This is a genomic window from Pedobacter miscanthi (assembly GCF_003315595.1).
GTDB classification, from domain to species: Bacteria; Bacteroidota; Bacteroidia; order Sphingobacteriales; family Sphingobacteriaceae; genus Pedobacter; species Pedobacter miscanthi.
The window spans coordinates 126,819-140,398 of record NZ_QNQU01000005.1 but is presented as its reverse complement, the minus strand read 5'-3'; the positions used below and the strand labels follow the sequence as shown (position 1 = coordinate 140,398).

At 40.2% G+C, this 13,580-nt stretch carries 13 protein-coding genes; 2 read left to right on the top strand and 11 right to left on the bottom strand.

All coding sequences use genetic code 11. From position 1 onward, the window contains the following. Positions 1-7: 7 nt before the first annotated feature. Genes DRW42_RS07515 through spt form a run of 3 tightly spaced genes read right to left on the bottom strand, consistent with a single transcriptional unit; the run spans position 8 to position 3,317 of the window. Positions 8-997, bottom strand: a complete 990-nt coding sequence (locus tag DRW42_RS07515; RefSeq protein WP_113948213.1) for an NAD-dependent epimerase/dehydratase family protein — start codon at positions 995-997, stop codon at positions 8-10. Continuing rightward, a complete protein-coding gene (locus tag DRW42_RS07510) occupies positions 994-2,115 on the bottom strand; it encodes a hypothetical protein (RefSeq protein WP_113948212.1) in 1,122 nt (373 codons plus the stop codon). Before DRW42_RS07510 ends, DRW42_RS07515 begins: the two co-directional genes overlap by 4 nt. Further along, a complete protein-coding gene (spt, locus tag DRW42_RS07505) occupies positions 2,112-3,317 on the bottom strand; it encodes a serine palmitoyltransferase (RefSeq protein WP_113948211.1) in 1,206 nt (401 codons plus the stop codon). The genes DRW42_RS07510 and spt overlap by 4 nt, the downstream gene beginning before the upstream one ends. 543 nt (positions 3,318-3,860) lie before the next feature. Here spt and DRW42_RS07500 point away from each other — a divergent pair. Further along, positions 3,861-4,757: an AraC family transcriptional regulator gene (locus DRW42_RS07500; RefSeq protein ID WP_113948210.1), complete on the top strand. Its 897-nt coding sequence runs from the start codon at positions 3,861-3,863 to the stop codon at positions 4,755-4,757. Positions 4,758-5,254: 497 nt separating this feature from the next. Here the strand turns inward: DRW42_RS07500 and DRW42_RS29060 are convergent, their stop codons facing one another. The 8 genes from DRW42_RS29060 to DRW42_RS07465 all read right to left on the bottom strand — a co-directional run bounded on the left by DRW42_RS29060 (position 5,255) and on the right by DRW42_RS07465 (position 12,143). Then, entirely contained in the window at positions 5,255-5,506 is a 252-nt protein-coding gene (locus DRW42_RS29060) for an SH3 domain-containing protein (protein WP_208643524.1), read from the bottom strand. Positions 5,507-5,590: 84 nt separating this feature from the next. After that, positions 5,591-5,983, bottom strand: coding sequence for a M15 family metallopeptidase (locus tag DRW42_RS07495; RefSeq protein ID WP_208643523.1), 393 nt, complete (start codon positions 5,981-5,983; stop codon positions 5,591-5,593). 393 nt (positions 5,984-6,376) lie between these two features. Beyond that, a complete protein-coding gene (locus tag DRW42_RS07490; RefSeq protein WP_113948209.1) occupies positions 6,377-7,276 on the bottom strand; it encodes an oxidoreductase in 900 nt (299 codons plus the stop codon). Positions 7,277-7,355: 79 nt separating this feature from the next. Next, positions 7,356-8,261 carry a helix-turn-helix domain-containing protein gene (locus DRW42_RS07485; protein ID WP_113948208.1) on the bottom strand — a complete coding sequence of 302 codons (906 nt, stop codon included), beginning with the start codon at positions 8,259-8,261 and terminating at the stop codon, positions 7,356-7,358. Positions 8,262-8,375: 114 nt separating this feature from the next. After that, on the bottom strand, positions 8,376-9,233 hold the full coding sequence (locus DRW42_RS07480; RefSeq protein WP_113948320.1) for an SDR family oxidoreductase: 858 nt from the start codon (positions 9,231-9,233) through the stop codon (positions 8,376-8,378). Positions 9,234-10,124: 891 nt separating this feature from the next. Continuing rightward, positions 10,125-10,703 (bottom strand): Crp/Fnr family transcriptional regulator, encoded by a 579-nt coding sequence (locus tag DRW42_RS07475; protein ID WP_113948207.1) that lies wholly within the window; start codon positions 10,701-10,703, stop codon positions 10,125-10,127. Between the two features lie 52 nt (positions 10,704-10,755). After that, complete coding sequence (locus tag DRW42_RS07470; RefSeq protein WP_113948206.1) at positions 10,756-11,628, bottom strand: AraC family transcriptional regulator; 873 nt, start codon at positions 11,626-11,628, stop codon at positions 10,756-10,758. Between the two features lie 50 nt (positions 11,629-11,678). Then, entirely contained in the window at positions 11,679-12,143 is a 465-nt protein-coding gene (locus DRW42_RS07465) for a DUF983 domain-containing protein (RefSeq protein ID WP_113948205.1), read from the bottom strand. A 443-nt stretch (positions 12,144-12,586) separates the two neighbouring features. Between DRW42_RS07465 and DRW42_RS07460 the strand changes: the two genes are divergently transcribed. Beyond that, positions 12,587-13,405, top strand: a complete 819-nt coding sequence (locus tag DRW42_RS07460) for a glycoside hydrolase family 16 protein (protein ID WP_113948204.1) — start codon at positions 12,587-12,589, stop codon at positions 13,403-13,405. Positions 13,406-13,580 lie beyond the last annotated feature (175 nt).

The following is a 13,580-nucleotide window of genomic DNA, read 5'->3' as shown; positions in this document are numbered from 1 at the left end:
TAAAATCTTATAACCAATTGTTTTTTTGGTACCAGTTAATGGTTTCGTTTATCCCCTTTTCCAGTCCGAATTGGGGTACAAAACCAAAATCGTTCTGAATATTTTTAATATCACATCCCCAGTTCAGGGCAGTGAGTTCTTTTATCTTATCTACGTTTAATGCCGGAATCTTATTAAAAGCCCCGTAAAAACGTTCCATTCCCCAGGCCAGTCCTTTAATTACCGCCACCGGTACATGTATAGTTAGCGTTTTTTTGCCCAAAGCTTTGCTTACATAATCTGCAAGGGAAGAGCGCTTGTATACTGCCCCATCAGAAATGTTGTAAGCTTTACCCACCACATCAGATGCGAGTGCCCGGATGATGATATTGGCGAGATCGGTAACGTGTACAAAACTGAGCTCCTGCTCCTGCCTGCCGATGTAAAGCTCCAACCCCGCTTTAATGGTTTTAATCAGGATGAAAATATCCTTCTCCCTCGGACCATAAACCGCTGTAGGCCTGAAAATGATCAAAGGCAGATCCGGAACCTGTGCCAGGTAAGTTTCGGCAAGTGCTTTACTGATACCATAACCTGTAACCGGATTTGAAGCACTTTTTTCTGTCAGTTTTTCATTTTTCTGCTTTAAAGGCCCGAGCGCAGCCAGGCTGCTGATGAATATGAATTTCTGTATGCTGTGTGTGGATTGAGCAGCTGCAACGGCTAAATTGCGGGTATAAATGGCATTTACCTTGTTGTAATCATCTAAGTTTTTTGCCTTGGTTACCGCTGCTGCATGGACGATGTAATCGTATTTTTTCTCCTCTATATTTTCCCTCAATAAATAGATCGATCCAAAATCAAGGTCTACATAATTAATCTGAAAATCTTTAAGATGATCGGCAACTGCACTTTTACGTACATTGGCATATACTTCCAGCCCATTGGCCAGGGCAGATTTAATCAGGTGATACCCCACAAAACCAGTCGCTCCTGTAATCAACACCCGTTTTTTCATATCGCTTTTTCTAAAATCCTGTATTTGCGATACAGTTTTCCACCGATATCTTCGATGGGTTTATTGATCAGGTCGTTATGGTCCAATGTCCAGCTCGCCTCCGCATATTTCATTCTTTTAGCTTCAAAATGTTTAATAATGCGACCATACAAACAGGCTTCAATCCCCATTTTACGGTAACCATCAACCACACCAAGCAACAAAATACGGATGCCGTCAATTTTCTTTTTATTGGCCAAAAGTTTGATTAAACCTGTCGGGAATAACCTTCCACGTTTAATTTTGATCAGAATCTGGTTAATATCCGGTATAGCCAGCGCAAAACCTACAATTTTGCCGTGTTGCTCTGCGAGAATACAAAATTCAGGATCGAGGATCATTTTAAGGTCGTTCGCCGTATAATCAAATTCCTTATCCGTCATCGGTACAAAACCCAGGTTTTTATCCCATGCTTTATTGTACACATCCCTTACGGCATTACATTCTTCCTTGAATTTCTTCATGTTGATTTTACGCAGAATGATATCGTTCCGTTTCAAACGATCTTCTATCCTGTCCATCAGCTTCACCGAACGGTCGCTATAATTGCCAGCGGTATAACGGTAAGCCCTTAAATCAACATTTTTCTGAAAGCCCATTTGTTCCAAAAGCGGCAGATAATATGGGGCGTTGTAAGGCATCATGGCCACCGGCGGACCATCAAAACCTTCTATCAGTAAGCCGCAAACTTCGTTGGTAGAAAAATTAACCGGACCTAAAACTTTCGTCAATCCCCGCTCCCTTAACCATGCCCGTGCCGCCTCAAAAAGTTGTTTGGCTGCAGCTGCATCATTGATACAGTCAAAAAAACCAAAAAAACCATCTTTTGATTCGTACACTTTATTATGGTTGGTATTATTGATCGCTGCAATTCGTCCAATCACTTTTCCCTGATCGTAAAGCAAAAAAAGCTGTATTTCAGAGTGTTCGTAAAAAGGATGTTTGCCGGGCGTGAGCAAATCGCGCTGCGCAATAAACAATTCTGGCACATAATTTACGTCGCCAGCATATAATTCATGCGGAAAATCGACAAATGCCGCCAATGCTTTTTTGCCAGAAACCTTGATCAGTTCTTTCATGATTGGCTTCCTACTAATTCTACGTTTACGGCCTTAAAAGCAGCACTTAATTGCGCAATTGCTGTTTCAATCTGTTCGAAACTGTGTGTAGCCATCAGCGAAAACCTGATTAAAGATGAATCTGATGGTACTGCCGGAGAAACCACCGGATTAACGAAAACCCCATTCTGCTGAAGGATGTTGGTAATCATAAAGGTTTTGGTATTATCACGGATGTAAACCGGAATAATCGGACTGTTGCCATGGCCGATATCAAAACCCGCTTCAGTTAATAGTTTTTTGGCGTAATTGGTATTGTCCCAAAGTTTATCGATGCGTTCGGGTTCTGATTCGATAATATCCAATGCAGCAATTACACTCGCTACAGACGCTGGAGGCATACTGGCGCTAAACATTAATGAGCGTGCCCGGTGTTTGATAAATTCGATGGTTTCGGTACTGCCTGCAATAAAACCACCCAACGAGGCGAGCGATTTGCTAAAAGTACCCATAATCAGGTCAACCTCATCGTTAAGGTTGAAATGTGACGCTGTGCCTGAACCGTTAAAACCGATTACGCCCAAACTATGTGCATCATCCATCATGATATTCGCCCCAAACTCGTTGGCAATTTCTACCATTTCGGGCAGGTTTACCAGATCGCCTTCCATGCTGAAAATACCGTCGGAAACGATCAGTTTGGCAGCATCTTCAGGCAAACGGCTTAATTTACGGCGGAGATCCTGCATATCGTTATGCGCATACTTAATGGTACGGGCAAAAGCCAAACGGCTTCCATCAATGATAGAAGCATGGTCGTACTCATCGAGCAGGAGGTAATCGTTACGATCCAATAAACAGGATATTACCCCTAAGTTTACCTGAAAACCGGTGCTAAAAAGCACAGCAGCCTCTTTGCCCACATATTCGGCCAGGCGGCTTTCGAGTTCTAAATGGATATCCAGCGAACCATTCAAAAATCTCGATCCCGCACAGCCTGTACCATATTTTTCAATGGCCACCTTAGCGGCTTCCTTTATTTTCGGATGATTGGTTAAGCCCAAATAGGAGTTGGAACCAAACATGAGCACCTTTTTGCCATTGATCACCACCTCAGTATCCTGGGCAGATTCTATCGACCTGAAATAAGGATACAATCCCTTTTCCTTTATCATAGCTGCATCCTTAAAAGAGGCAATTCTATCTTGTAATTTTTTACGCATACTGAACGCTATTGTTCTTCAGTTTTTTAAAACCCTGTTCTGAAAAGTCTGGAATGCGCTACAATATTGCTGTTGAAACCGGAACCGGCCTTACAGATTAAAGCCACATTAAACCAAACGATTTGATAACACAATTTTAACGCGGAATTGAAGCCTAAAAAAGGTTCAAATGTGGGATATATTGGTCAAAAAGTAGGATCGGCAAATTGTGACATTCAGATGAATTGACCAATTGACAATCTGACTTTTATTATAAAATAGTAAAAAAGTTAAAAACAACGTAAAACGCACTAAAAATCACATAAATAGCTGTTTTTAAACCAAATACAAGACACTAATTTATTAATCAAAAACATCAAAATCAATCAGAGATTAGTCATTTTAAAAAATTTAGCTTGCAAAAATCACCGCGAACACTACATTTGCCACTACAAAAATCCGACAGATAAAGGGCAAAATCCATCTGAAAAAAGATGGCTGGAATTGGTGCGTAAAAGATGATCTGGTCTGTTAAGGAATTATTAAAAAACGCTGAACGATTTTATGCAACAGACTTTACTTAATAAAAGTTTTTCAGAAAAAAACCACGAAGAGGCGCTTTCGCAAAATGATGGTTTGATGGCGAAAATCCACAATAGCAACGATCCGGGTTATTGCGGTTCGGAGCCTTTCCGCATGTCGAGTTATGCCTTGATTTTAATCACCAAGGGAAAACTGAATATCAGGATAAATTTTGTTGATCACGTGATTAACCAAAGGGATATCTTACTGGTTTTGCCACATTCGATTTACGAAATTACAGATAACAGCAGTGTTTCTTTTATCAGCATCCATTTTAACAAAAGTTACCTGAAAAATAAGGGCGTATTTTTTAGCAGTGGCGAAACCTATCGCATGGCGAAGGATATTCAATCCCATAAATTTTCGCTATCAAAAGAGGACTACACCTTTATCTATTACGATATGCTGGCCCTCCACAAAAAACTGAATGTTTCTAAAGATACACCGCACATTAAAAACATCGTGCACAATAGTTTTTTAGAGTTGCTTTACGATATTTTTCTGCTGAAAAACAAACAAAAAGATTCTGTTCCGATTGCCCATAACAGCCGTTCGGAGCTCACCAACCGCTTTTTGGCACTGGTTTCGGAAAACTTTAAAAAAGAAAAACGGGTAATTTATTATGCCAATTGCCTGCGCATTACACCCAGGCATTTATCGCAGGTGGTAAAACAGGTTACAGACAGAACTGCCGGAGAAATTATCGATGAAATGGTGATCAGGGAAGCAAAACTATTGTTAACCAGCCATGTGATGAATATTTCTGAAGTAGCAATAGCGCTACATTTCAGCAATTCGTCGTTTTTTGGCAAATATTTTAAGAAACAAACAGGGATTACCCCTTCTGAATATAAATTATCGAATAATATTGCGGTATAAAAGAAAATTATGGGTTTAATAATGGTTAGTGAGCCTATCATTAGTGGAGCTCTTGTGATGTCAGATGTTACCATCTGACATGCTCACTAGTCAAAGTTGGTAAACTTCTTAGTTTTTTGCCACAGATTCACTGAAAACACGGAAAGATTATTCTCTGTGAATCTCTGTGCATCTCCTCTATTTACCCGGTGGTAAAAACAGGAACTATTTTTTTGCGACAGATTCACAGAAAAGCTTAAATGATCTTATATTACTTATATGGTTAGTAAGCTATAAATGCGTCAAGAATATAATGTATAAAAATTAAAACGAGGCTGTATCATAAATATAAATTATCATCCTGAGCTTGTCGAAGGACCTGCCAATAACATTATTTATGGCGTTTCGACAGGCTCAACGTGACAAATTTATTGAGAAATTAGGTTTTTATGAGATAGCCTCATTAGGAAAACTGTGTACATCTGTAGTTAAAACTCTTTAACCGATAAGCCATTAACTTACTTCGAAAGGTATTTATTGTTAACATAACCCTGTATATCTTCGTAGCTTACCAGGCTCCACTCGCCATCGCGGGAGATTTCGGCAACATGTTCACCTTTTAAAATTACGGGAATCTTTTTTATCTTTTCTGATGCAACAGATGGCCCGGTCCTGAAATTTAAAGCTGTTGTTGTTCGATAGAGGTTTGGTACAATTACCGGCTCCCTGTCTAAAATTACATAACCGTTCTTTTGTTCGCCAGCAATCATTTTTGCCTGCAGTTGCTGCCAGGTATAGCCATAATCGTACTGAAGATGCGGACCATCTTTAAAGCTTACCCAATCGCCGCCCCATTACCAGCCATTAGCCTTAAAAATATTAACTACCTCCATCCAATCGCTAAGCCCATCCTGATCGTAATCTTTCACCATATTCCATGATGTATCCTTTCCATCAATAATCAGCACGAAATCGAGTGCCAATCCGTAATTATGTATCGATTGACCAGCTTTTGCATTAGTAACAATATTACCCATAGGCTTACTGTTTGATCTGCCATCGGGATTAACTACCGTTCGGCCAAGATTATACAAATCCTGTTGCTCCTTAAACGTTCTGAGTGTTGCAGTTACCCGCGGTTTGGCTCTTCCTGTTAATTTAGCTTCCGCCTGAGAAAAGGTGCTTATTGCCAGCTCCCTTAAATCAGGATGCAATAATTGGATTTTGGTTTGGTTTGGTTTGTCCATGATGAGTTTGTTAATTAAATTTTGTAAATACTTTATTTTGAACTGGTTGGCAACCAATTCAATATAACTATAATTTAAATTAAAAAAGCAAGCCGTCTGAGCATCTTACTAAAAAAAGTAAAAAATACTTAATATTATTAAGCTATAGTTGCCGTTTTGGGTCAAGTTTCGTCATCTCGACTGGAACGCAGTGGAATGCCTGCCCCATCTTAATAAATCTGCAGCCTTTTCTGCGCTATCTGCGGGAAACAAAATATGCTATATGCCTTCAAATTTTCCCGCAGATTAAAAAGATAAAAAACGCAGATTAAACAGATACTGGAGTGTTAAGAAAACTATTTTTTAAGATAGATCTCTCAACTACGTTGCACTTCGTTCGAGATGACGATTTTTTTATGGATATTCCACCCCAGTTACCTCCGCGGCATAATCCCACAATTGTTTTGCTACTGTTTCATCAGTTCCATTGGGTGTAACAGCCGATTCGGCTGGATAACCCCGGTAACCACCATCCTGATCAGGGCCATATAGTTTACCCGGAATGGCTTCAGTGGCAACCGCTGCATAAAGAGAGGGTAAAGCGCCCTGCCATGGCTCCATTAGTTCTCCTATGCGGTTAACCGCAGCCTGGTAATCTGCATCAGACATGTGCCTTGATAGTTCGGTTTTATTAGCACCGGGTTGTGCAGCAATCGAAACCACAGTATCACCGGCAGCTTCGATACGGCGCTGAAGTTCTAAAGAAAACAAGATATTGGCCAGTTTACTTTGGGCATACTCACGCATTGGTTCATAATCACGTTCCGATTTAAAATTATCAAAATCAATTTTTCCATGAAGGTAAGCCATACTGCTTACGGTAACAATCCGTGAATGAGGCGTTTGTTTTAGAAGCGGATAAAGATAACCGGTAAGCGCATAATGACCGATAAAGTTAACACCAAACTGAAGTTCAAAACCGTCGTCGGTTTTAGAGGCAGGCGGGATCATTACCCCGGCGTTATTGATTAATACATCGATTTTTTTATGTTTTTTGATGATCTGATCTGCAAAATCTTTGATATCGCCAAGATTGGAAAGGTTAAGCAATGCTATTTCGAGGCTACCTGTTCCCTGCTCAAGCTTTATTCTTTTAGCTGCTTCTTCTGCCCTGTCGAGATCCCTGCAGGCCATAATTACTTGTGCACCTGCCCGATATAATGCTTTGGTCGTTTCGTATCCTATTCCCGAATTGGCGCCGGTAACCAGAAAGGTACGGCCGCCTTGATTGTTGATGTTTTTATTTGTCCACATGGTATTATAAATTAATGGGACAAATTTCTGCAATTAAGATTCAGTAGAAATACGAAAAAGAAATCGATACATACAAAAATCAATCATTTTGCGCTAACCTGAATTTTGCAGGACTTAATCCGCTGTGTGATTTAAAAAAGGCAGAGAAATGATTGGGTTCTTTAAAGGCCAGGCTCCACGCAATTTCGGCAATATTCCAGTCTGTACTCTTTAATAATATCTTCGCTTCCTGCAGTATACGTTCCGAAATCAATTGTGAAGTTGTTCTTCCGGTAATCTCCCGCACACACTTATTGAGGTGGTTTACATGCAGGTTGAGCTGACCGGCAAAATCGGCAGCTGATCGTAACTGCATTACCTGACTGCTAAAATCGATTGGAAACTGACGTTCGAGCAATTCTTTGAAAAGATGTGTCGTCCGGTTGGCTGCATTGCTGCTGTTATGTGGTTCTCCAACTGCTGGTTTCAACTTTTGCGCACTGTGGATGAGTTCGGTCAACTGATTACGGAGCAGGTCATATTTAAAAGTATAATCACCTTTTAATTCAGCAATCATTTTCTCGAAAAGCGCAATAAAATATGTTGCTTCGGTTTCGTTTACAGGAATAATTGCATTTGCAGCATCCTGAAATACAGGATAATCTTTGAGATTTTCGAACCTGTTGAAAAAATCTTCGGTAAATACACAGAGAATACCAGATTGTTCATCGCTAATCCGTTCCCAAAAATAAGGCACCATTGGATTGGTAAAAACAAGCACACTATCCTTCACCTCGATACACTGATCGGCATAATGGATTTTGCTATGACCAACCACCAAACTTATTTTATAGAATACCCTGCGGGAATAAGAAAGTTTGCTTCCACGCGGCGTAAGGATATCCTCGATTTTAAAGATATTGAAATTACCGACATGTGCTGGCGCTTCCTCCCTATCCTTTTCGGGAAAGTGTTTATAAAAGGTATCCAGCTCTACAATTTTCATATTATAAAAGTACAAAAATCAATTATTTTTATAAACATAAAAATCCGCTAAGTTTAATTTCTAGCGGATTTTCAGATCGGTTTGCTTTTAAACAGAGATTTTCAGCTCTATCTTTTAAGCGGTATATTTCTCCAGCCATTTTGCTTTAATAGCAGCTCTTGCATCAATAAATTCCTGATCCGTTCCCTGTGCAATGGCATCCAGTGGGAAACGGAGTGGACGACTGCCGGCTTTCATTTCTATCAATTTTAAAACACCGTCGGCAATGGTTTGGGGATTCATGTTAAACTCGGCCATTTTACCAAATAATCCTGCTCCTATGGCATTAAATTTTGCTGTAGCGGCATCGCCATATTCGGCTGTAATTTCTGGTTTGTCTGAATTAATACCTGTTTTTTCTCCTGTATTCATTTCAGTAGGATAAACGCCTGGCTGGATACTTACATTTTCAATATGGTAATCGGCAAGCTCATCCTGTAGTCCTTCAGTAATGCTCTCTACACCAAATTTAGATGCCAGGTAAGGTACCATAAAAGGTAAAGTATGACCGCTGGCTCCTGAAGTAATGTTGATGATCAGACCATTTTGATGTGCCCTCATTGAAGGGAGCACAGCCTGATAAGTCCTGATTACCCCATAAAAGTTCACTTCAAACATTTGTTTGATTTGATCGATGCTATAAGCTTCAAGTAAACCAAAGCCACTCATTGCTGCATTATTAACCAATACATCCACTTTTCCATATTTATGGAGTACGTGGGCAAATGCTTCTTTTACGGAAACATCGCTGGTAATGTCGATTTCGACAACATCTACATTATCTAATGCCGAAAGTTCTGCGGCTACCTCTGCATTTTTGCCTTTTATGCCACGCATCCCCGCAATTACGGTGTAACCTGCTTTTGCGAGTGTAATGGTGGTTAATTTACCGAAGCCTGTGCTTGTTCCTGTGATAAAAATTATTTTTGACATGATATTTTTTGTTTTTGAATACCTCAAAGTTGCGGCAAGTTTATTTGCTGTGCATTGATCAAAAACAAGAAATTCCATTGATATTTATCAAGAGAAACTGGCTAAGTAAGGTTCGTTACTTATTAACAGGCTTCAAAATACGGGCCTCATCCCGACTGAAGCACAGCGGAACGGAGAGATCTATCGAAGCAGCCCCCTATATGAAAGACCCTGAATCGAGTTCAGGGTGACCGACCGCGAGAGTAAACGCGGAAATGACGTTACACGCCTGGCGTCATCTCGACCGCAACGCAGTGGAGTGGAGAGATCTATCGAAGCAACCCCTACATGAAAGACCCTGAATCGAGTTCAGGGTGACGGACCGCGGGAGGAAATGAGGTGATTACCAAATGTGAGGCGTCATCTCGACCGCAACGCAGTGGAGTGGAGAGATCTATCGGAACAGATTTCCCTTTGCATGAAAGACCCTGAATCAAGTTCAGGGTGACGGATCGCGGGAGGAAATGTATTTAAGTTCTTCTCAAGATAGATCTCTCCGCTACGGTCGAGATGACGGGCTGCGTAATTCTTCTCGACGGGAACACAGTGGAGCCGAGAGATCAATCGAAGCAGATTTCCCTTTGCATGAAAGATCCTGAATCGAGTTCAGGGGTACGGACCGCGAGAGTAAACGCGGAAATGACGCTACATGCCGGGCGTCATCTCGACTGAAGCACAGCGGAACGGAGAGATCTATTGAAGCAGCCCCCTATATGAAAGCCCCTGAATCGAGTTCAGGGTAACGTACCGCGGGAGGAAATGCATTTAAGTTCTTCTCAAGATAAATCTCTCCGCTACGGCCGATATGACCTTATGGGAGAATTTTGTTCGAGATACGAAAATCCATTAAAACTACTTTTTGAGGGCGTTTTTACGGATCCTGCTAAGGGTTTCGGCAGTAATGCCCAGGTAAGAAGCAATCATCCCCTGAGGTACACGCATGGGAAGGTGAGGAAATGTTTCAAGGAATTTAAGGTATTTTTCTTCAGCGCTAGAACTGATAAAACTCTGTATCCGGCTTTGGGAAACAATGAAACTCTTTTCCAGAATCAGGGTAACCATATTGTTAAAGGCAGGAATTTCTTTGCAAAGGAGGTTAAAGTTTTCTTTGGTTATAAGTGCTACTTGTGAATCTTCGAGGGCATCAATATTATATACAGATGGTTTTCCCGAAAACAGGCTTTCGCGATCGCCGGTCCACCAGTTTTCTACAGCGAAATTAAGGATGTGCTCATTACCTTTTTCATCAACAGTATAGGTGCGTACACAACCTTTGGTAATAAAAGCATTGTATTTCCAAACATCGCCTTCCTGAAGCAGGTATTGCCTTTTGCGGAGTTTCTTTATGGTGGTTACTGATTCAATCTGCTTTAGTTCCACATCACTGAAACTGCCTTTTTCCTTTAAATATGTTTTAAATACCTCTATCACTTTCAGGGAATATCATGATGTAAATATAGCGAATGTGCAGATCAAAAACTGATTAAGCCAAATGCTCTTTTTTAAACTGATCTGGTGTTAAACCGGTATACTTTTTAAAGAATTTAGTGAAGTACGAATTATCATTAAAGTTAAGCTCGTTTGCAATCTGCGAAATATTTACCTCTCCACTTACCAAAAGGCGTTTGGCCTCGAGCAAAATACGCTCCCTGATTACTTCTCCAGCCTGCGTTCCTATCAGTTCTTTACAGATGGCATTTAAATGGTTGGGTGTAAGATGGAGCATCTCTGCGTACTCTTTAGGAAGTCGTTTCAAGAGATAGTGTTCCTCTACCAGGTTCTGAAAATTGCGCAGCACCACCATGTTGTGTGTTTGGAAGGCTGGCGATTGAACAACAGGCCTATGCTCTTCTACCAGCATCAAAAGGGATAAAAGTAATACTTTTTGAAAATCGGCATTATGCCCGGTAGGGTTATTAACCTGTGCGTACAGGCGTTTACAGATTTGCTCAACCTCGTTCTTCATATCGGGCGACAGGTTTTTCACATTGGCTTGATCAACCCCCGTGAAAAAAGAGAAATTTTCGAGGTAATCGGGTTTGAGTAAAAAAGACTGAAAAAAATCCTTTTCAAAATTTACGATATAACCATCGGTATCTTCATTAAACTCCCAGGTATGCACCTGCCCCGGCGACATAAAATAAATCTGCCCCGGAACTATTTTATAAGTATTAAAATCAATAGAATGACTGCCTGAACCGGCAGTAAAAAACAAAAAATGATAGAATTTATGCCGGTGCGGAAATACCAGATTCTGGTGTTTATCCAAATAGTGCTGCAACCGATCGACGAGGATATCGGCCTTTTTGTTATCGGTAAGGGTGCAGGAATCTAAAATGGGTATGAGTTCTTTCATTCGCAAATTTATCTGCGAATCTACTCATTTAAGCAAGTTGCACCAACCGATCAGCCGATTTTAGTATTATTTTCTACAATGCGTGATGGATCGTAATGCAAACCCGGTGATAGCCAGTAAAGCAACACCATCCTCGAATACCTGTAGTTAAACGGCGAAAGTAACGCAACACCGGCAAAAATGGCCAATACAAAATACCAAAGGTTTTCGTATACAATATCTAATCCTAAAATGTAAGCGCCAACACTGATGGAAATAATTTCGGCCACATTCATGGCATAACTCACAAACATCGATACGTAGAAATAACCGGGCTCACGCTCAAATTTTAATGCACATACACTGCACACTTCATTCATTTTCTGGATTTTCAATCCGTAAACGGCGCCGGTAAAAACCGAACCCATCCTACACCTGGGGCATTTGGAATGGATAAAGCCGCTCCATTGCGATACATGATGTTGTTCTTTACTAAGTTTTAAATCTGAATATCGATTATTGGTGCTGTTTTCCATAAAAAAAATCGTTTACCAAAGGTAAAAACGAAACGGGGATACTTTATTGTATCAATCAACTTATTAATGGTATTATTTACTTAATCATGGCTCAATACAGATATTGGCAGAATGTTTTCGCTTCCAAATCGTATTTACACCATAAAAATGATGAGAAATTTTGATTTGTAGTTTTAATTCTATATATTGTAGTTTTAAAACTAAGTCATAAATCTAACGTTAAGCTAATCTGACTTATTAGTATTCATAAAACATTAATAAATAAACTTTATTAAAAAATAAAAAATACTTACAAGTCATTAAAAACATACGTTAAGCGAAATACTAACCGTTTCTTTTGAGCCATTACTATTTCAAAATCAATTTTAAGTACATTAATAATCATCCCAAATCGGAAAATTTTTAACCAAATATCAAACCCCTAATCATTTATTAACCAAATTATGAGAAAACTACCTAATCATTTGAAAAAAATGGCTGGCACAATGCTGCTGTTTACTGTACTGGTTTCGGCCTGTAAAAAAACTGAAAAACAGGAAACATCTGTTCCAGCAGATGAAACCGCAACCCCAAGGGCCTTAACACTGGTATGGCAGGATGAATTTGACGGAACCAGCTTAAATACCTCCAAATGGAATTACGAAAACGGAAACCTGGGTGTAAACAATGAAAAACAGTACTATCAATCCAGTAATGTAAGCGTTAGCGGAGGCAACCTGATTATCACCGCACGGAAACAAACGGTTGGCGGCCAACCATACACATCAGGCAGGATCAATACCAATGGAAAATTCTCCATAAAGTATGGTCGGATAGAGGCCCGCATGAAACTACCCATGGTACAGGGCACCTGGCCGGCATTCTGGATGCTGGGCAGCAATATAGGAACCGTTGGATGGCCAAAATGCGGCGAAATCGACATTATGGAGCATGTAAATACCAGTAATTCTGTTTTGGGCACCATTCATTGGGATAATAACGGTTATGTATATTATAGCAACAATACCAATACAACGCCCGGAAATTACCATGTTTATGCGGTAGAATGGACTTCGTTGGGGATAAGATGGTATGTAGACGGCAATTTATATGCAACAGCCAATACAACCAATAACATTAACGGCACCGACGAATTTCATAAACAGTTTTTCATTATCCTTAATATGGCCATGGGTGGAAACCTCGCCGGACAAACGATTAACGACGCTGCTCTACCTACAAGCATGAGTGTAGATTATGTGAGGGTTTATAACATTACGTAATAAATTTTCAGAAAAACCCGTCTTCGATCGAAGCATAGCGGAGTGGAGAGATCTAACGTATAGATTTCTCCCCTTAGCTACCAAAAAAGTAGAGCGGAGAGATCTATCTCGACTGCGTTGCACTCCGCTCGAAATGATTTTATTTTTTGAGTGTAGACGCATTAAATCCTCTGCC